This window comes from Streptomyces sp. NPDC007095 (assembly GCF_040634475.1).
Taxonomy (GTDB): Bacteria; Actinomycetota; Actinomycetes; order Streptomycetales; family Streptomycetaceae; genus Streptomyces.
Window position 1 is genome coordinate 65,531 of the sequence record NZ_JBEYFS010000001.1, and the last position, 17,407, is coordinate 82,937.

At 69.6% G+C, this 17,407-nt stretch carries 18 protein-coding genes, 3 tRNA genes and 1 pseudogene; 6 read left to right on the forward strand and 16 right to left on the reverse strand.

Annotation, left to right across the window (positions count from 1 at the left end):
* Nucleotides 1-50: 50 nt before the first annotated feature.
* From ABZ656_RS00370 to ABZ656_RS00400, 7 genes are all read right to left on the reverse strand, one after another.
* Nucleotides 51-1,514 (reverse strand): DHA2 family efflux MFS transporter permease subunit, encoded by a 1,464-nt coding sequence (locus ABZ656_RS00370; protein ID WP_101400089.1) that lies wholly within the window; start codon nt 1,512-1,514, stop codon nt 51-53.
* A 106-nt stretch (nt 1,515-1,620) separates the two neighbouring features.
* A complete protein-coding gene (locus ABZ656_RS00375; RefSeq protein WP_180362019.1) occupies nt 1,621-2,190 on the reverse strand; it encodes a TetR/AcrR family transcriptional regulator in 570 nt (189 codons plus the stop codon).
* 698 nt (nt 2,191-2,888) lie between these two features.
* A complete protein-coding gene (locus ABZ656_RS00380) occupies nt 2,889-3,317 on the reverse strand; it encodes a MaoC family dehydratase (protein ID WP_095853131.1) in 429 nt (142 codons plus the stop codon).
* A 2-nt stretch (nt 3,318-3,319) separates the two neighbouring features.
* Complete coding sequence (locus tag ABZ656_RS00385) at nt 3,320-3,772, reverse strand: MaoC family dehydratase N-terminal domain-containing protein (RefSeq protein ID WP_101400087.1); 453 nt, start codon at nt 3,770-3,772, stop codon at nt 3,320-3,322.
* A 165-nt stretch (nt 3,773-3,937) separates the two neighbouring features.
* Nucleotides 3,938-4,102 carry a 50S ribosomal protein L33 gene (gene rpmG / locus ABZ656_RS00390; protein ID WP_004571794.1) on the reverse strand — a complete coding sequence of 55 codons (165 nt, stop codon included), beginning with the start codon at nt 4,100-4,102 and terminating at the stop codon, nt 3,938-3,940.
* An 87-nt stretch (nt 4,103-4,189) separates the two neighbouring features.
* A tRNA-Met gene (locus ABZ656_RS00395) sits at nt 4,190-4,262 on the reverse strand.
* Between the two features lie 46 nt (nt 4,263-4,308).
* Nucleotides 4,309-4,381, reverse strand: a tRNA-Thr gene (locus ABZ656_RS00400).
* Nucleotides 4,382-4,887: 506 nt separating this feature from the next.
* Here ABZ656_RS00400 and ABZ656_RS00405 point away from each other — a divergent pair.
* Both ABZ656_RS00405 and ABZ656_RS00410 read left to right on the forward strand, forming a co-directional pair.
* The gene (locus ABZ656_RS00405; protein ID WP_101400086.1) at nt 4,888-6,135 is read left to right on the forward strand and encodes a hydrolase; all 1,248 of its coding nucleotides are present in this window, start codon (nt 4,888-4,890) and stop codon (nt 6,133-6,135) included.
* A gap of 195 nt (nt 6,136-6,330) precedes the next feature.
* A complete protein-coding gene (locus ABZ656_RS00410; protein ID WP_101400085.1) occupies nt 6,331-6,987 on the forward strand; it encodes an NAD(P)H-binding protein in 657 nt (218 codons plus the stop codon).
* Nucleotides 6,988-7,066: 79 nt separating this feature from the next.
* Here the strand turns inward: ABZ656_RS00410 and ABZ656_RS00415 are convergent, their stop codons facing one another.
* From ABZ656_RS00415 to ABZ656_RS00425, 3 genes are all read right to left on the reverse strand, one after another.
* A complete protein-coding gene (locus ABZ656_RS00415; RefSeq protein WP_101403675.1) occupies nt 7,067-7,279 on the reverse strand; it encodes a hypothetical protein in 213 nt (70 codons plus the stop codon).
* A 167-nt stretch (nt 7,280-7,446) separates the two neighbouring features.
* Nucleotides 7,447-8,301, reverse strand: coding sequence for a polysaccharide lyase family 7 protein (locus tag ABZ656_RS00420; RefSeq protein ID WP_360262992.1), 855 nt, complete (start codon nt 8,299-8,301; stop codon nt 7,447-7,449).
* A 461-nt stretch (nt 8,302-8,762) separates the two neighbouring features.
* On the reverse strand, nt 8,763-9,938 hold the full coding sequence (locus ABZ656_RS00425; RefSeq protein ID WP_360262995.1) for a glycoside hydrolase family 3 N-terminal domain-containing protein: 1,176 nt from the start codon (nt 9,936-9,938) through the stop codon (nt 8,763-8,765).
* A gap of 814 nt (nt 9,939-10,752) precedes the next feature.
* Here ABZ656_RS00425 and ABZ656_RS00430 point away from each other — a divergent pair.
* Both ABZ656_RS00430 and ABZ656_RS00435 read left to right on the forward strand, forming a co-directional pair.
* Entirely contained in the window at nt 10,753-11,085 is a 333-nt protein-coding gene (locus ABZ656_RS00430; protein ID WP_101400083.1) for a hypothetical protein, read from the forward strand.
* 165 nt (nt 11,086-11,250) lie between these two features.
* Nucleotides 11,251-11,562 (forward strand): annotated as a pseudogene (locus tag ABZ656_RS00435) (site-specific integrase); the annotation flags it as partial.
* A 181-nt stretch (nt 11,563-11,743) separates the two neighbouring features.
* On the opposite strand, the gene ABZ656_RS00440 reads toward ABZ656_RS00435, so the two are convergent.
* Nucleotides 11,744-11,825 (reverse strand) — tRNA-Tyr (locus tag ABZ656_RS00440).
* A 201-nt stretch (nt 11,826-12,026) separates the two neighbouring features.
* Between ABZ656_RS00440 and ABZ656_RS00445 the strand changes: the two genes are divergently transcribed.
* Complete coding sequence (locus ABZ656_RS00445; RefSeq protein ID WP_101403673.1) at nt 12,027-12,515, forward strand: YajQ family cyclic di-GMP-binding protein; 489 nt, start codon at nt 12,027-12,029, stop codon at nt 12,513-12,515.
* A 123-nt stretch (nt 12,516-12,638) separates the two neighbouring features.
* Here the strand turns inward: ABZ656_RS00445 and ABZ656_RS00450 are convergent, their stop codons facing one another.
* The gene (locus tag ABZ656_RS00450; protein ID WP_054228314.1) at nt 12,639-12,905 is read right to left on the reverse strand and encodes a GlsB/YeaQ/YmgE family stress response membrane protein; all 267 of its coding nucleotides are present in this window, start codon (nt 12,903-12,905) and stop codon (nt 12,639-12,641) included.
* A gap of 169 nt (nt 12,906-13,074) precedes the next feature.
* On the opposite strand from ABZ656_RS00450, the gene ABZ656_RS00455 reads away from it, so the two are divergent.
* Entirely contained in the window at nt 13,075-14,319 is a 1,245-nt protein-coding gene (locus tag ABZ656_RS00455) for an amino acid permease (protein ID WP_101400082.1), read from the forward strand.
* Between the two features lie 32 nt (nt 14,320-14,351).
* Here the strand turns inward: ABZ656_RS00455 and ABZ656_RS00460 are convergent, their stop codons facing one another.
* The 4 genes from ABZ656_RS00460 to htpX are packed head-to-tail and all read right to left on the reverse strand — an operon-like array spanning nt 14,352 to nt 17,384.
* The gene (locus tag ABZ656_RS00460) at nt 14,352-14,918 is read right to left on the reverse strand and encodes an SMI1/KNR4 family protein (protein WP_101400081.1); all 567 of its coding nucleotides are present in this window, start codon (nt 14,916-14,918) and stop codon (nt 14,352-14,354) included.
* A 52-nt stretch (nt 14,919-14,970) separates the two neighbouring features.
* Nucleotides 14,971-16,116, reverse strand: coding sequence for a barstar family protein (locus tag ABZ656_RS00465; protein ID WP_101400080.1), 1,146 nt, complete (start codon nt 16,114-16,116; stop codon nt 14,971-14,973).
* A gap of 15 nt (nt 16,117-16,131) precedes the next feature.
* Entirely contained in the window at nt 16,132-16,524 is a 393-nt protein-coding gene (locus tag ABZ656_RS00470) for a YccF domain-containing protein (protein ID WP_101400079.1), read from the reverse strand.
* On the reverse strand, nt 16,521-17,384 hold the full coding sequence (gene htpX, locus ABZ656_RS00475) for a zinc metalloprotease HtpX (protein WP_060901518.1): 864 nt from the start codon (nt 17,382-17,384) through the stop codon (nt 16,521-16,523). Before htpX ends, ABZ656_RS00470 begins: the two co-directional genes overlap by 4 nt.
* Nucleotides 17,385-17,407 lie beyond the last annotated feature (23 nt).

Genomic DNA, 17,407 nt, shown 5'->3' on the forward strand with positions numbered 1-17,407 from the left:
CACCGGCGGGCGGTTTCCCTCCCACTCACTGCGAGGCGGATTCCATCCCCTCAGCGCGAGGCGGTTTCCAGAACCGGCACCTGGGCCAGATCCTGCCCCTGGGGCGACTCGGAGGCGACGACCCGGGCCTGGGCCGCACGCCGCGCCGTCGGGATGAGCAGCGCCGCGACACCCGCCAGGGCGACCACCGCGGAGCCCACCACGAGCGCGGGCCGCAGGCCGTCCACGAAGGTCTGCGCGGTCCCGTAACCGCCCTGCGCGGAGAAGATCGAGGACATCACCGCGATACCGAGCGCGCCGCCCACCTCACGCAGCGCGTTGTTGGCTCCGGAGGCGATGCCCTGCTCCTGCGGACGGACGCTGGACATCACCAGGTTGGAGGCCGGGGCGAAGTACAGGGACATTCCGATACCGCTGACGATCAGGGCGGGCAGCTGCGCGGCGTACGAGGCGTGGGCGGCGACCACGGAGGCGTAGTACGCGAGCCCGGCGGCCTGCAGGAAGAGCCCGGTGGCGACCACGGGACGCCCGCCGACGCGGTCGGAGAGGTACCCGGCGATCGGCGCGACGAGCATCGGCATCCCGGTCCAGGGCAGCATCCGCAGGCCGGCCTGGGTGGGCGAGTAGCCGAGGACGCCCTGCATGTACTGGCTGAGCAGGAAGATCGAGCCGAACATCCCGAGGAACATCAGCAGGCTCGCGGCGTTGATGCCGGCGAAGGCGCGGGAGCGGAAGAGCCGCATCGGCAGCATCGGGTTCTTGGCGCGGATGCCGTGGAAGACGAAGCCGGTGAGCAGCGCGGCGCCGGCGAGCAGACCGGTCAGGACGATCGGGCTGGTCCAGCCCTCGGCGGGCCCGCGGACCAGGCCGTACACGATCCCGAAGAGACCGCCGCTGACGAGCAGGGTGCCGGTGATGTCGAGCGGGGCGCCGGTGCCGTGGGACTCGGCCAGCCGCAGTCGGGCGAGGGGCAGCAGGGCGAGGCCCAGCGGAACGTTCAGCCAGAAGATCCAGTGCCAGGAGACGTGTTCGGTGAGGCTGCCGCCGATGAGGGGCCCGGACGCGACCGCGAGGCCGTTCACGGCGCCCCAGATCCCGTACGCCATGCCGCGCTTGGCGGCCGGCACCGCGGCCGTCAGCAGGGTGAGCGTGAGCGGCATCATGATCGCCGCGCCGACGCCCTGGACCGCGCGGGCGGCGATCAGCGAGTCGAGGCCGGGCGCCATGGCCGCGGCCGCCGAGGCGCCGGTGAAGACGGAGAGACCGACGAGGAAGAGCCGACGGCGGCCGAACCGGTCACCGAGCGCCGCACCGAACATCAGCAGGACGGCGAAGGTGAGCGTGTAGGCGCTCACGGTCCATTCCAGGTCGTCCAGCGCGCCGCCGAGATCCCTGCGGATGGAGGGCAGTGCGGTGGTGACGACGAGATTGTCGAGGGCCGCCATGAATCCGGCGACGCTGGTGATGATGAGGGCCCAGGTGGCTCCCCCGCGACGTGCGGTCTGCTGTGACATCGCTCCCCCTAAGGGCGATCGCCCTACGGTTAGTTATTGATTACTAACTTTCGCGGCCGGAAAAGGGCGCCGACATCCGCCTCCCCCGCCCGCTTCCTGCCCCTGCCTACTTCTCCAGTCGACCCTTGAACCGCGCCGACGGATACATCCCTTCCCAGACCTTGTGCTCGGGCGGAAAACCCATGGCCACCAGGCAGTTGACGAGCATGCCGTACGCCATGAAGACCGTCGTGTCGTTCAGGTCGGCGCCGAGCGGCAGATGAACCGTCTCCCACAGCCGCATCCAGTCGGCCCGTACGGCCTCACCGAGCTCGCGGTCGCCGGCCTGCTCCGCGGCCGCGGTCGCGACGTACATCTGCATCTGCATCAGCAGTTGCTCGGGGTGCTCCGCGATCGCCCTGGTGTACGCGTTCGCCATGGAATGCAGGGCGTCTTCACCCTCCAGACCCTTCGCGGCCTCCCCGAAGGTGCGGATGGTGTCCTCCATGCAGCGCTGCGCCGCCGCGAGGAAGATCGCCCGCTTACCGGGGAAGAGCCGGAAGAGATACGGCTGCGAGACGCCGACACGCTTGGCGATCACCTCGGTGGACGTGCCGTAGTAACCACCCCGGGCGAACTCCACGATCGCCGCGCGGATGACGCTCTCGCGCCTCTCGTCTGCGCTCATCCTGACCATGCGGCTAAGTTAGTGCCCAATCACTAACTAAGTCAAGCGGTAGGTGGGAGCGGCTTCGAGCGATGCGCACGCCCCACGACCGGCAGCCGCGACGACCTGCGGCCGCACACGTACGAGAGGGGCCGTGCCGGTGCGTCGAGCGGTCGGCGGGAGCGGCTTCGTGACGCCCACGACCGGCAGCCGCGCGCACGGAAGGGGCCGTGCCCGTACGTCGCGAGCCCGTCGCTCACGCCCGGATCGAGCAGCGGCTCCCTTGCCCGGCCCACGTCTGATCCAGCGGCGACGGGCTCGACGTACCGGCACGGCCGACCCACCACACAGCGGGCCGGAGCGGACGGACCGCGGACAGCCGGACCGCGGACGCACGAACCACGGACGCACGGACCACGGGCGCCCGCAGACAACCGGTACAGCAGACAGACCACACTCACCCGCAAACAACCGGACCACGGACGCACGAACCACGGACGCACGAACCACGGACGCACGAACCACGGACGCACGAACCACGGGCGCCTGCAGACAACCGGTACAGCAGACAGACCACACTCACCCGCAAACAACCGGACCGCGGACGGACGAACCGGATACGGCCGGGTACGGCCGGGTACGGCCGGCGCGGCCAAGGCGCACGTAAGGGGCGCCGACAATGGCCGGCGCCCCTTACCCCGCTTACCCATCGCTCCTCACGACGGCCATCAGGCCAGTCGAACGACCGCTCGCGACATGCCCAGGACCTTCTGCCCCGCGCTCATCGCGGTGAGGTCGACGCGGACGGTGTTGTCGTCCAGCTTGGCCGCGACCTTGCCGCTGACCTCGATGGTCGCCCCCTTGTCGTCGTTGGGGACGACGACGGGCTTGGTGAAGCGGACGCCGTACTCGACGACCGCGCCCGGATCGCCGGCCCAGTCGGTGACGACGCGGATCGCCTCGGCCATGGTGAACATGCCGTGCGCGATGACGTCAGGGAGACCGACCTCGACCGCGAACTTCTCGTTCCAGTGGATGGGATTGAAGTCCCCGGAGGCGCCCGCGTACTGCACGAGTGTGGCGCGTGTCACGGGGAAGGTCTGGGCCGGCAGCTCGGCACCGACCTCGACGTCGTCATACGCGATCTTCGCCGTCATGGTCAGCCCTCCTCCGCCGCGCGAGCCACGAGCTTGGTGACGGCCGTCACCACGTGCTCGCCCGCCTCGTCATGGACCTCGCCACGGATGTCCACGATGTCGTTGCCCGCCATGGACTTGATCGCCTCGATGGTCGAGGTGACCGTGAGCCGGTCGCCCGCACGCACCGGACGGGTGTAGGCGAACTTCTGGTCACCATGCACCACGCGGCTGTAGTCGAGACCCAGTCGGGGGTCCCGGACGACCTGCCCCGCGGCCTTGAAGGTGATCGCGAACACAAAGGTCGGCGGGGCGATCACATCGGAGTACCCGAGCGCCTTGGCGGCCTCCGGGTCCGTGTACGCCGGGTTGGTGTCCCCCACGGCCTCCGCGAACTCGCGGATCTTCTCCCGACCGACCTCATAGGGGTCGGTGGGCGGGTAGGACCGCCCCACGAAGGACTGGTCGAGCGCCATGGGCTCGGTACCTCCTGGTTTTCAGCCGGTGCAGCGATTCTCGGACCGATGCCCGTACGAGGACTGTCGGCGACTGCTCGACGACCACTCGTACGTCGGCACTCCGCCGGTGAACGACGCGAGGCCGCCCCCGTTACTGGGGACGGCCTCGTGTACGAGCCTGATTTATCGCGTTTCGCGGTGCGCGGTGTGCGCGTTGCAACGCGGGCAGTGCTTCTTCATCTCCAGTCGGTCCGGGTCGTTACGCCGGTTCTTCTTGGTGATGTAGTTCCGCTCCTTGCACTCCACGCAGGCCAGCGTGATCTTCGGGCGGACGTCGGTGGCAGCCACAGGAGTGCTCCTTGACGAACGGATAGGACATTAACGCATAGAAGAGTAGCCGATCGAAGGACCGACCCCACAATCGGCTACTGTCTGTAGCGGTGACCGGACTTGAACCGGTGACACAGCGATTATGAGCCGCTTGCTCTACCGACTGAGCTACACCGCTGTGATGCGATTGGTCCCCGTCTTGCGACGGGAACCCCTCACACCAGAGCCCCAATACGGAATCGAACCGTAGACCTTCTCCTTACCATGGAGACGCTCTACCGACTGAGCTATTGGGGCGAGCGATGAAGACATTACACGCTCGCCCGCCGATCGCCCAAATCCGTTTCGCGGCACCCGCCCCGGCCCGTTCCCGGCCGTTCCCCACCGCTCTTCCGGCCCCTCACGAACGGTGCGTCACGGCCGCGACTCCGGCCGCTCCCGCCCCACGAATCACGGGCACACCGCCCGGCCAACAGCTCCCGGCTCCAGCCTCACGGCCCGGCTGACCAGCGACTCCGTCCGGCCGCCCCGACTCGCGTGTCCGGCTCTCATCTCCCGCTTTCTGTCCGTGCACGGCCCACACCGGTACGACTATTGCGCTCCTCCCGGACGAGAAGGGCTAGCCACCCTAGGCTCGACTCACGCTGCGTGATCTTGCCCCTCACTCCCCACGACGTCGCCCCACCCCTCCACCCCGTCACCTCCCGCCCCATCACCTCCGGCCACCCCGCACCCCCCACCGCGGAAGCGCCCACCTCCCCAGTCGCCCCTCCCAGCAGCCGCCCCCGAGCCCCAGGAGCGCGATGCCCGACAGTCAGCCGCAGCCACCCCACTCCTCGTGGGGACAGACCGACACCGCCACCCTGCTGCGCGGCGCGCGGCTCACCGACGGCCGGACTGTGGACGTGCGGCTGGGCGGCGGGCGCATCGAGGCGGTCGGCACCGTCGGGAGCCTGGCGACACCCGCCTTCGGCTCGCGCGCCGCGAAGGTGGACCTCGACGGCTACCTGCTCCTGCCGGCCCCCGCCGAGCCCCACGCACACGGCGACACGGCCCTGACGGCCGACGGCGACGGCCCCCTCTCGTACGACACCCAGGAGGTCCAGCGCCGGGCCACCGAGGCCGCGTTGCTGCAACTCGGGCACGGGGCGACGGCGTTGCGCTCGCACGTGCGCGTCGGCGACGTACAGGGCCTCGACGCGCTGGCGGCGGTGCTCCAGGCGCGGCGGGCGCTGCGCGGGCTGGCCGAGCTGACGACGGTGGCGATGCCGCGGGTGCTCACCGGGGCCGCCGGTGCCGACGGGCTCGCGATACTGCGGGACGCCGTGAAGATGGGCGCTTCGGTGGTGGGCGGCTGCCCGGACGCCGACCCGGATCCGACGGGGTACGTGGAGGCGGTCCTGGAACTCGCCTCTGAACACGGCTGCCCGGTCGACCTGCACACGGACGCCTCCGATCCCGCCCGGCTCGCCCGGCTCGCGGCAATGGCGGGCGGACTGCGGTCCGGAGTGACGCTCGGCCCGTGCGGCGGCCTCGGCCGGCTGCCGATGGAGGTGGCCTCCCGGGCGGCCGACCAACTCGCCGCGGCGGGCGTGACCGTGGTGTGCCTGCCGCAGGGCGGCTGCGGAGGCGTGGACCGGCGCGGAACGGCTCCGGTACGGATGCTGCGGGCAGCCGGGGTACGGATCGCGGCGGGCAGCGGCGCCCTCCGGGACGTATCGAACCCGGTGGGCCGCGGCGACCCCCTGGAGGCCGCGTACCTGCTGGCCTCACGGCACGGTCTGCGCCCCGAGGACGCGTACGACGCCGTGAGCTCCGGCGCCCGGGCTGCCCTCGGACTGCCCGAGGTACGCGTGGAAGCCGGTTTCCCGGCCGAGTTGCTCGCGGTGCGCGGAAACCGGCTGGCAGGGGCACTGTCGCTCGCGTACAGCCGGATCGTGGTGCACCGGGGGCGCGTGGTGGCGCGGACCAGCGCGGTGCGGGAGTACTGCAACTCTGCGGCAGCGGCGGGGCTGGACCTGCCCCGACAGGGACGCGGAGAACCTTCCTAGCCACAACTACCCTCCACGACCCCACACGTTGTGCACGCACGGCCGCAACCGCCCCCGAGCGCCCCCTGTTCACCACACGGACCGAGTGCATGACGGCCTCCGCCGCCGCGCGCCCCTGTGGACGACTCGAGAGACCCCTGAGTTGTCCACAGGGTCGTGCGGCGAACGGGTCCATCCGGGCGTACGGTCGGAAACATGCGCATTGTCATCGCTGGAGGTCATGGTCAGATCGCGCTGCGGCTGGAGCGACTGCTCGCCGCGCGCGGTGACGAGGTCGCGGGGATCATCCGCCGCGCCGAGCAGGGCGACGATCTGCGGGCGGCCGGTGCCGAGCCGGTCCTCTGCGATCTGGAGTCGGCTTCGGTGGAGGAGGTCGCCGCCCATCTGCAGGGCGCGGACGCGGCCGTCTTCGCGGCGGGCGCGGGCCCGGGCAGCGGTCCGGCCCGCAAGGCGACGGTGGACAGGGGCGCCGCCGTCCTGTTCGCCGACGCCGCGGAACGAGCGCGCGTACGGCGCCATGTCGTCGTGTCGTCCATGGGCGCGGACCCGGCGCACCCGGGCGACGACGTCTTCGACCTGTATCTGCGTGCCAAGGGCGAGGCCGACGAGTACGTACGCGGTCGTACGTCCCTGGACTGGACGATCCTGCGCCCCGGATCGCTGATCGACGACGCCGGTACCGGCCTCGTACGCCTGGAGGCCTCGACCGGCCGCGGAGCGATCCCACGGGACGACGTCGCCGCGGTCCTGGCGGAGCTGGTGGAGACTCCTGCGACGGCCGGACTGACTCTGGAGTTGATCGGCGGCTCGACGCCGATTTCGGTGGCGGTCAAATCGGTCGCGGGGAACTAGCCACCGCCCGGACCGGACCGGGCTGGGCTGGGCTGGACCGGGCTGGACCGGGCTGGGCTGGACCATCCGCCGGCCCCGCTCAGAACAACGGAAGCTGCCCGGGAAAGTCGGGCACGGAGTACCCGTCCAACGCCGGCTGGGCCGCCCCCAGCTGCGCCGGCCGCCGCGACCCGGGACACGAGACCAGCTCCCCGCTCCCCCGCACACCAGCCGGATCATGCCGGGCGAACCGTCCCGCCACGATGGCGATCTCCCGACGGCACTCGGGGCAGTTCCTACGACGCGATGACATGAGATCAGTCTGCCCGGCGGGCAGCAGCCGCACCGACAGCACCCGACCCGGCCCCGGCCCCGGCCGCAAAAGGCGGTGCGGCAGGCCCCGACGCCGCCCGAACCCGTGGCCTCAAGGCGAGAGCATGCCAGCATGATCTAACCTCGTGACCTGCGGAAACGTTGCGCTCAACGGTGGGAGACGGTGAGGCCGTAGAAGGCGACCCGAGCGCCCTTGGTGGTGCTGTCGGAGGACGACTGGTTGTACGAGCCGGCCTTGAAGTACTGCTTGTAGGCGTCGAACGACGACGGGATGGCGTAGTGCGTGGTGCTCCCGTTGACCGTCAGGTCGACGGTGTGTCCGCCCGAGACTGCGATCGTGTAGTCCCATGTCTTGCCGACCGATACATGGCCGACGGTGTGCAGTGTCTGCCCTCCGGAGGGTGAGTTCTCCGTGCCGAGGACGATGTCACCGCTCGACCGGTAGTACAGCTCCAGCAGCGGTTTGGTGGACGAGCCTCCTGTGCCGAGGTGGATCTGTCCTACGCAGACGTTCGATGTGACGGACACGACCCTTAGCGTCGCCTTCATTTGATGCGTGCCGCTGAGCGACCAGTCGGCGGCGGTGCCGTCGCGGTTCATCTCCCGCAGTTCGGAGCGGGCGTAGTTCGAGTTCGGTGTGGTGACGCCCTTCTCCGGTGCCCAGAAGGTCATCGCGCCGTCACGGGTGTCCGTGTAGAAGTACGAGTCCTGGAACCCGTTGGCCCCCTGAAGCCGGGAGGACGGGATCGTCGTCGGCGAGCCGGGAGAGCCCACCGGCTCCTGAAGCTGCCATACCGACAGGTCGAAATTCCCACCGGGCGCGACGGACGGGTCCGCCATGGGTGAGGAAACGACGTTGGTACCGCGCTGGCCGCCGGGTGCGCCGGCCACGCCCGCGGCGGCGGAAAGCGAACTGGCCGGCGCGGCGGGAGCCACAAGGGCCAGGCCGCCGGTGACGGCGGTGGCGGTGGCCAGGGAAGTGAGCAGCGTACGCATGCGCATGGGGGGTGCCTTCCTGTCGGCTCAGTGGGCTCGGTTGGCGGGCGCGCGTGTCTCTCAGCACGAAGCGTTCATGTGCATGAACTGCGTATGTCAACATGAACACATGGCGTCGCGACAGTAGGGCTGTGGCGCGGTCACGTCAAGGCTGATGGTGGGGCAACGCATGCGTACCGGGGCACTCGCTTCGCCGGCCGCTGAACGCCGCGCCCGGGGCGAGGCACGCGCTCAGCGGCCGAGGCAGGCGCTCGGCCCCGATGACCGGCGGTACCCCATTCGGGCACGCCGGGCGGCGCCAGGGTTCGAACCTGGGAAGGCCGAGTCGGCGGATTCGCAGACCGCGCGGGGGCCGGCCCCTGACCTACGGGTGTTGACAGGCGTGGCCGGCCCGACTGGGCACGGGCTGCGTCCACTCGCCCTCAGGAGCCCTGACTGGGCAAGGGCTGGGCTGCGTCCACTCTCCCTCAGGAGCAGAGATTCACGTGCCGGACGGCCAGAACGTGCCCTGCCGCGTCGATGAGGCGGCTGCGGGCGAGGTGTCCGCCGCCCACCGCATTGGTGATGGCCGAGGCGATCGAGGACGTCTGGGAGCTGACGTTGCCCCCCAGGTCGAACATGACCATGTCGGCACCAGAGCGCAGGGCCTGGACGGCCGCGGCGGGGACACTGAAGCCGGCGGCGGAGATCGCCTTCGCGCTGAGCGAGTCGGTGACCACGAGCCCCTTGAATCCCAGCTTGCCGCGCAGCTCGGAGCCGATGGCGGTGGGTGACAGGCTCGCCGGATTGGTGCCCAGGCCCGGCACGATGTTGTTGGAGACCATGATGGCCGGGGCACCGGCCTTGATGGCCGCTGTGAACGGCGGGATGCCCACCTTTTGCAGGGTGGACCAGGGCAGGGTGCGTGCGGGGCCGAAGTCGGAGTTGTAGCTCGAGCCGCCAAGGCCCGGGAAGTGCTTGACGACGGGTATCACGCCTCCGGCGCGCAACCCGTTCATGTACGCGACGCCGGCCTTGGAGACCACCGAGGTGTTGCCGCTGAAGGACCGCCATCCGTCAGGGTTGGTCCGGCTGGGGGCCACGTTCCTGCCGTCGACGTCGACCACCGGCGCGAGGTCCATGTTCACCTGGGCGGCCGCCATCTTGGTAGCGACCTTGGTGACGTTCTGCTGGATCTGGGCCGGGGTCCAGTGTGCACCCATGTACGCGGGCCAGGGCAGGGACCCGACGAGGTTCGACATGCGCTGGATGCCGCCGCCCTCCTCGTCGGTCATCACCAGCAGGCCCAGGTGGCCGGGTACGTGGGACTTCAGGGCGGTCAGCCGCGAGCCGAGGTCGGACGGCGCCTTGCTGCCGAACAGAAGCACACCGCCCGCACCGGCGCTCACCTCGGAGGTGACGCCGGACACCGAGGTCTCCGACACCGGGACGGCGATGGTCAGCATGGCCAGCCGGCGGTTCGACCACCCGGCCAGCTTCGTGCTGTTGGTGCACGTGGCGGCGGCAGTGGTGAGGGACGGAGCGAGGGACGAAGAGGAGGGGGAACGCGTGACGGGCGGGGCGAGGGACACGTCGGGGCCACTGGAGTGCGGGGACGCCTTGGGGGTGCCCGTGCCACAGCCCGCCAGAAGCACCGCCGCCACAGCGGCAGCGGTGCTCAGTCTGCGTGCGGTCGTGACCCGGCCGGGGAGCCCCGGTGGCGCTGTCGCGCTTCTACGGTCACGGTACGAAAGGACATTCATCGCCCGGCCTCCTTCCGGAAGACGCGACGGGTATCCGTCGCGCTGATGGCCGTATGAGCCTGAGGTGGGCTTCACAAAGCGTGAGATGCGCTCCAGCCCACATTTGTTCGAAGCTCCGCGGCCGGCGTATCACCAGAATCCCGCGTCTCGGAGTCGGCCGCTAACCCCAGCCGACGTTAGGGGACCCTTTCAACGAGCGACCGTCCGGCAAACACGCAAACGACTCTCGGGGCCGCACTGCAGCGCCGCCCGGTTCGCTACTCGACGCACGAGCGTCCCACTGTCCGTGAGGTCGCAGCTACCAGGGGGATCGTATCGATCCGGCCCACCGAGGATGGCTGGACCGGCCCACCCGGTGGTGCCATCGCCCCACGCCCCCTCAGGTTTCCTCCCCAGCCCCAGACGCTGCCGTCTCCCTTCCCCGAGACCCACTCGACGATCGCCGCGGCAGTACGGATGACGGGCCGCCGCCCCTGAGAACCCGCCCGCGTAACGCGTGCCAATCGCCAACTACGTTTGCTGTCACGGGACCTGACCGCGCAAAGCAGGAGTCAGGCCGTTGACGATCTATCGAAGGATCGTCGACGACCTGTCGAAATCCGGCCTGCTCGCGGGGGTTTACTAGACAGTCGCGTCTGTCCACGCGGGCAGCCGGACACGGTCGGCCGTGCTTGCCGTGGACAGTCGGAGCCGATAGTCGATAAGGAGCACGGCAATGCTGAAGAAGTCACTGGTGGCGATTCTGAGCGCTTCCGCCCTCGCCATAGGGGCGCTCGGACTGAGTGCCGAGTCCGCCTCGGCAGCTTCCACTTGGAAGCTGAAGGCGACGTGCAGCTCGGTCAACATACGAGCGAACTCCAACACCAGCGCGAAGATCACTGGCGTCGCCTACAAGGGCGACCTCATGAACGGCACGAAGGTGGACTACAAGGGCTACAAGGACATCAAGGTGGACAAGGCCTGGATCTACGGCAAGGTGGTGCGCAAGGACCACAAGGTCATCTATGGCTGGGCCGCGCTCAAGTGCTTCAACCCTTACGAGCAGTAGGGGAATCCTGCTCGGACAACACCACGGTCTCTGACTGTTTCACCCGGTCAGAGGCCGTTCGCCTGACGGTGGGTGTGGGATCTGAACCCACGCCGACTCGCACCATGACGGTTCTCAAAAGCCGTCCCAGTCTGCCGGATCTGCGTCCGCCGGTATGGGATGACTGACCTGCGGCCGTTTCGGACCAGCCGCGGGGGCCTGCGGCAAGAAACCGGGTACGGGGAGGTCTGGGCAAAAGCTCGGGAAAAAGTGCTCAGCGCGGCTGAGGTCGCTTCCCCGCTCGCACGGCGGCCCTAACCTGCGTCATGCCGAGGGCTCCTTCTGGCTGAGCTCCGGCGTGGACCGATGGAATGCGCCCGGCGGGCAGGTCACACGGTCGCGGTGCTGTTCAGGGTCTACGCGAAGGCGCTCGCGCAGACCCAGGAGCGAGCCAATCGGCGGACGGACGCTGCCCTGCGGGAGTGGAACGAGCCGGAGCGACCGTCCGCCCGCCCCGGGGGGATGCCTGGGGGTGGGCAGGCTGATGAGGAGTGGGATCCACGCGAGACAGGATGAGACAAGTCATCTCATATCGATTCCGATCGAAAGATCGGAATCGATAACGAAGAGACCCCCTCCGATCTACGTTTCCGCAGATCGGAGGGGGTCTACCTTCATGTGGCGGCGCCAGGATTCGAACCTGGGAAGGCTGAGCCGGCAGATTTACAGTCTGCTCCCTTTGGCCGCTCGGGCACACCGCCGGGGTTGCTGCTTTGGGGCCGCTTTTCGGCGGTGCTCCCTGGCAACGACGTAAACGATACCTGATGCTCGGGGATGCTTCGCCACCCGATTGATCTGCGCTTGGAGGGGAGGGGGTGGCTAGGCTTATGCGGATGCGGCCGGGGACCTACGCCGGGTTCGACGGCCGCCCCTACGCACCCCGATACAAGGAGCCACAGGACATGGCCGACTCCAGTTTCGACATCGTCTCGAAGGTCGAGCGGCAGGAGGTCGACAACGCCCTCAACCAGGCCGCCAAGGAGATCTCGCAGCGTTACGACTTCAAGAACGTGGGCGCCTCCATCTCCTGGTCCGGCGAGAAGATCCTGATGGAGGCGAACTCCGAGGAGCGGGTCAAGGCCATCCTCGATGTGTTCGAGACCAAGCTGGTCAAGCGCGGTATCTCGCTGAAGGCGCTGGACGCGGGCGAGCCCCAGCTCTCCGGCAAGGAGTACAAGATCTTCGCGTCCATCGAGGAGGGCATCTCCCAGGAGAACGCGAAGAAGGTGGCGAAGATCATTCGCGACGAGGGCCCGAAGGGCGTGAAGGCGCAGGTGCAGGGCGACGAGCTGCGCGTCAGCTCCAAGAGCCGTGACGACCTGCAGGCCGTGCAGGCGCTGCTCAAGGGCAAGGACTTCGACTTCGCCCTGCAGTACGTGAACTACCGGTAGCCGTCAACCGGCTTCGGCCGGTGGTTCATTGCGCCTACGAGCGAAGTTGCGCGTACGAGGAAGGGTGGGCCCCCGGAGGTGCCCACCCTTCTCGCCTGCTGGCTGCGGCCTCGGGGCACGCGCTCAACGGCGCGAGTCGCCGAACAGGATGCGGTAGAGGATGAGCAGGACGAGCGAGCCGCCGATCGCGGCGGCCCACGTGGCCCCGTCGTAGAACTGCTTGGCGATCGGGTGGTCCAGCCAGCGCGCGGAGATCCAGCCGCCGATGAAGGCGCCCGCGATGCCGATGACGGTCGTGCCGATGAAGCCGCCCGGGTCACGGCCCGGCAGCAGGAATTTGGCGATGGCTCCCGCCAACAGTCCCAGAATGATCCAGCTGATGATGCCCATGCCCTGAACCTGCCTCTCCGCGCTGTCCCTGTGCTGTGATCCTGCTCCGGACCTGCTGTGTCATGCCTTCGAGTTCGAGCAGCCGGGTCTTGCTGGTGTTCCTGGCACGTCTTCGGGAAGGACGCCCCGTCGGCGGCGGTCGGTTGCAGCGATCAGTAGGGTGCCGCCCATGACACGGTCTGGATCCGAGTTGCGGCGAACCCTGGGCGTCGGGGACGCCGTGGTCATCGGGCTCGGGTCGATGGTGGGTGCCGGGATCTTCGCGGCGCTGGGCCCCGCGGCACGGGCGGCCGGGTCCGGTCTGCTCCTCGGACTCGCGGTCGCGGCCGTGGTCGCGTACGGCAATGCGATGTCCTCCGCACGGCTGGCCGCTCTGTATCCCGCCTCCGGTGGCACATATGTGTACGGGCGTGAGCGTCTCGGCGCCTTCTGGGGGTATCTGGCGGGCTGGTCGTTCGTCGTCGGGAAGACGGCCTCCTGTGCGGCGATGGCGCTCACCGTGGGCACGTATGTCTGGCCGGGGCAGGCGCACGCGGTGGCGGTCGGGGCCGTGGTGGTCCTCACAGCGGTGAACTACGGCGGCATGCAGAAGTCCGCCTGGCTGACCCGCGTGATCGTTTCGGTGGTCCTCGCGGTCCTCGCTTCCGTGGTGGTCGTGTGTCTCGGTTCGGACGCCTCCGACGCCGGGCGGCTCGACGTCGGGGTCTCCGGTGGCGCGGGCGGAGTGCTCCAGGCGGCGGGGCTGCTGTTCTTCGCGTTCGCCGGATACGCGCGGATCGCGACGCTCGGTGAGGAAGTACGGGATCCGGCGCGCACCATTCCACGCGCGATCCCGACGGCTCTGGGTGTCGCGCTCGTCGTGTACGCCGCGGTCGCGGTGGCGGTCCTTTCGGTGCTGGGGCCGGACGGGCTCGGGCGCGCCTCGGCGCCGCTGGCCGACGCGGTGCGGGCGGCCGGTGTGCCGGGGCTCGTGCCGGTGGTGCGGGTGGGTGCGGCCGTGGCCGCGCTCGGCTCGCTCCTCGCCCTGATCCTGGGCGTCTCACGGACGACGCTGGCCATGGCCCGCGACGGTCACCTGCCGGGCGTGCTGGCCGCCGTGCATCCGCGTCTCCAGGTGCCGCACCGGGCGGAGCTGGCCGTGGGCGCGGTGATCGCCGCGCTGGCCGCGACGGTGGACGTGCGGGGCACGATCGGGTTCTCCTCCTTCGGTGTACTGGCGTACTACGCCGTGGCCAACGCGTCCGCCTGGACGCTGAGTCCCGCTCCGGCGGCGCGGGTGGTGCCGGTGGTGGGACTCGTCGGATGTGTGACCCTGGCGTTCGCGCTGCCGGCGGATTCGGTGGTCGCGGGCGTGGCTGTGCTGGCTGTGGGGGCGGCGGCGTACGGCGTGAGGGTGTGGGCGGCCTCGCGGTAGCCACCGGCGGGGCCTCGGTGGTGGGCGGGTCGCTACGAGGTCTGTGCCGCCGCCGTGCGTATGCGGAAGTCGGGCCAGGGGGCCAAGTCCGTGTCGCCGTTGGATTCCTCGTACCAGCCGGAGCCCTCCAGCCAGGCGCCCAGCCACGCCACCAGGTCGGGTGCGTCCACGTACCAGGCGTGGTCGGCCTCGTCGGCGTTCGGCTCGAAGAGCAGGACCGTGCCCCGGGGGCTGCGGCAGTCCACGCACGCGTACATCCCGCAGCCCCAGTGGGATATCGGCAGGACGCCCTCCGGCCAGGGCCAGTCGGGGTCCTGGCGGCCGCTCTCCCGGTGGGCGAGGTACTGCGGGACGGCGGCGGGCTCGCCTGACGGGGAACCGTCGAGCAGCGGCAACAGACCGTACTCCGGACCGAAGCCGCCGTCCCCTATCCGCAGGTAGAGCGCGGCGAGCAGTGGCGGCAGGGTGAACCCCAGGACGGCTTCGGCGCGGGTGACCGCCGCCGCGTCCACGGGCTCGGGGAGCGAAGGCCAGCCCCACGGGCGGGTGTTGCGGGCCTCCGTACCGACCCGTGCCAGCAACTGCTCGATTTCGGTCATGGGTTCATGATGCAGCGCGGCACTGACAATCGGGCGGCCTGTGGATAACCCATCAGGCGATGCGTACGTCGACACCGTTCTCGGTGAGGAAGGCGAGGAGTTCCTCGAATGTCGGGGGTCTGCGGTCGCGGCACGGTGTCACGCCGAGGCAGGTGCGGGCGACGTCGGCGTCGTGCCAGACGAGGCTGAAGGGCGGCTCGGCGCCGTAGCCGCCTCGCAGGCGGTCGGCGACGGTGCTCAGGTCGTGGCCGAAGTAACCGCCGGGACCGTTCACCGCCTCGCCCAGCGCGCAGTGGAAGGCCGGCGCGTCGGTGACGTGGCGGCCGTCAAGGTGGTAGGTGGAGCCGGGCTCTGGGTCGGGCCCGTACGGGTTCGTTCCTTCCCGGGCTCGGTCGAGCCAGAACTCGCGCCCCTGTGGGCTGCATCGGACCCAGCTGTTCGGCTCGGACTGGCGTTCGTGCCACCACACGTCCCAGGCCTCCCGGGCTGCTGTGGGAAGCCGCCGCGACCAGGGGTCGAGGGTGAGATCGACCAGGCCCCGGCCGTGCGCGGAGGGGATCCACGCGATGATCTCGCCTTCGAGTACGGAGCCGACCGTCCGGCCGATCCGGTTGAGGCGCAGCACGCGAGCATGCCCCAGGTCCTCGTCGCCCGCTTCGAGCGCGTCTCGCAGGGATCCGCGCGGGGAGCAGCCGAGCAGGCGCACCGGCGGCTCGGCCGGTTCGAGGAATTCGACGGGGACTTGGCCGAGGTCCCTGCACTGGCCCCACGGCTCGCCGCCCGCGCCCAGGAGTCGGTGTCCCGCGGAGAATAACGGCCGTTGGGGGCATTCGGGCTGAGTGTCCGGGACCGCCGACGCCTCGACGGTGATGTCGCGCAGCGTCGGGTCGAGCGGGCACGGGCGGTCACCGAGGACCCTTGCGTACTCCAGTGGCCATTTCTCCCCGACCGGGGTGTGCGTGGCGTCGAGGGTCCGCACCAATAAGCGGCCCAACGGAGCGGAGCCCGTGGTGCGGGCCCGCTCCATGGCCCCGGCCAGCTCGCCCCGGGGTGCGCAGCCGAGGAGTTCGTACCGGACGCGCGGCGGAGGGAGCGGATCGGCGTAGAGCTCGTCAGTGGCGTCCTTGCACAAGGCCCATATCGACTCGCCGACGCCCCTGTTGCTGTACGCCGCCACGGCGTACTTCGGATTCTGCACCCCCGCGCCGCCCCGTCAGCGCGTGGCGAACGGCTCGTCCGTGCGGACGATTTCGCGGCCCAGCGGGAGCAACGAGACCGGGATGAGCTTGAAGTTGGCGATGCCGAACGGGATGCCGATGATCGTGATGCACAGGAGGATGCCGGTCACGATGTGGGCGAGGGCGAGCCACCAGCCCGCGAGGACCAGCCACAGGACGTTGCCGATGCAGGAGGGCGCGCCCGCGTCGCGGCGCTCCACCGTCGTATAGCCGAAGGGCCACAGGGCGTAGACGCCGATACGGAAGGCCGCGATGCCAAACGGGATGCCGATAATGGTGATGCACAACAGCAAGCCGGCGGCCAAGTAGCCGAGGAACAGCCAAAAGCCGCTCAGGACGAGCCAAATGACGTTCAGGATTGTCTTCATTGCTGGCGACCTGCCATCTGCTCGAGCCGGGCGATGCGCTCCGCCATCGGCGGGTGCGTGGAGAACATCTTCGACATTCCCTGGCCCGGGCGGAAGGGATTGGCGATCATCATGTGGCTCGCGGTCTCGATGCGCGGCTCGGGGGGCAGCGGCAGTTGTTTGGTGCCCGCGTCGAGCTTGCGCAGGGCACTGGCGAGGGCGAGGGGGTCGCCGGTGAGCTGGGCGCCGGACGCGTCCGCCTCGTACTCCCTGGAGCGGCTGATGGCCAGCTGGATGAGGGACGCGGCGAGCGGACCCAGGATCATGATCAGCAGCATGCCGAGGATGCCGGGACCCTCGTCGTCGTTCGAACGGCCAACTGGGATCAGCCAGGCGAAATTCACCAGGAACATGATCACGGAGGCGAGGGCGCCCGCGACCGACGAGATCAGGATGTCGCGGTTGTAGACATGGCTGAGCTCGTGGCCGATGACGCCGCGCAGCTCGCGTTCGTCCAGGATGCGCAGGATGCCTTCGGTGCAGCACACCGCCGCGTTGCGGGGGTTGCGTCCCGTCGCGAACGCGTTCGGCGCTTCCGTCGGTGAGATGTACAGGCGCGGCATGGGCTGGCGGGCCTGGGTCGAGAGCTCCCGGACGATGCGGTACAGGGCCGGGGCCTCGAATTCGCTCACCGGGCGTGCGCGCATCGCGCGTAGAGCCAGTTTGTCGCTGTTCCAGTACGCGTACGCGTTCGTCCCGATCGCGATGAACAGCGCGACGACGAGGCCGGTACGCCCGAAGAAGCTGCCGATGACGATGATGAGTGCGGACAGTCCCCCGAGGAGTACGGCGGTCCTGAGCCCGTTGTGCCGGCGGTGCACGGTACGCCCTCCAAGTGGTGCGG

What these genes read in the sequence shown, in the direction of transcription:
- ABZ656_RS00370 (WP_101400089.1), bottom strand. Translation starts at nt 1,514, where the DNA reads ATGTCACAGCAGACCGCACGTCGCGGGGGAGCCACCTGGGCCCTCATC.
- ABZ656_RS00375 (WP_180362019.1), bottom strand. Translation starts at nt 2,190, where the DNA reads ATGGTCAGGATGAGCGCAGACGAGAGGCGCGAGAGCGTCATCCGCGCG.
- ABZ656_RS00380 (WP_095853131.1), bottom strand. Translation starts at nt 3,317, where the DNA reads ATGACGGCGAAGATCGCGTATGACGACGTCGAGGTCGGTGCCGAGCTG.
- ABZ656_RS00385 (WP_101400087.1), bottom strand. Translation starts at nt 3,772, where the DNA reads ATGGCGCTCGACCAGTCCTTCGTGGGGCGGTCCTACCCGCCCACCGAC.
- ABZ656_RS00405 (WP_101400086.1), top strand. Translation starts at nt 4,888, where the DNA reads ATGCCCGACAGTCAGCCGCAGCCACCCCACTCCTCGTGGGGACAGACC.
- ABZ656_RS00410 (WP_101400085.1), top strand. Translation starts at nt 6,331, where the DNA reads ATGCGCATTGTCATCGCTGGAGGTCATGGTCAGATCGCGCTGCGGCTG.
- ABZ656_RS00415 (WP_101403675.1), bottom strand. Translation starts at nt 7,279, where the DNA reads ATGTCATCGCGTCGTAGGAACTGCCCCGAGTGCCGTCGGGAGATCGCC.
- ABZ656_RS00420 (WP_360262992.1), bottom strand. Translation starts at nt 8,301, where the DNA reads ATGCGCATGCGTACGCTGCTCACTTCCCTGGCCACCGCCACCGCCGTC.
- ABZ656_RS00430 (WP_101400083.1), top strand. Translation starts at nt 10,753, where the DNA reads ATGCTGAAGAAGTCACTGGTGGCGATTCTGAGCGCTTCCGCCCTCGCC.
- ABZ656_RS00445 (WP_101403673.1), top strand. Translation starts at nt 12,027, where the DNA reads ATGGCCGACTCCAGTTTCGACATCGTCTCGAAGGTCGAGCGGCAGGAG.
- ABZ656_RS00450 (WP_054228314.1), bottom strand. Translation starts at nt 12,905, where the DNA reads ATGGGCATCATCAGCTGGATCATTCTGGGACTGTTGGCGGGAGCCATC.
- ABZ656_RS00455 (WP_101400082.1), top strand. Translation starts at nt 13,075, where the DNA reads ATGACACGGTCTGGATCCGAGTTGCGGCGAACCCTGGGCGTCGGGGAC.
- ABZ656_RS00460 (WP_101400081.1), bottom strand. Translation starts at nt 14,918, where the DNA reads ATGACCGAAATCGAGCAGTTGCTGGCACGGGTCGGTACGGAGGCCCGC.
- ABZ656_RS00470 (WP_101400079.1), bottom strand. Translation starts at nt 16,524, where the DNA reads ATGAAGACAATCCTGAACGTCATTTGGCTCGTCCTGAGCGGCTTTTGG.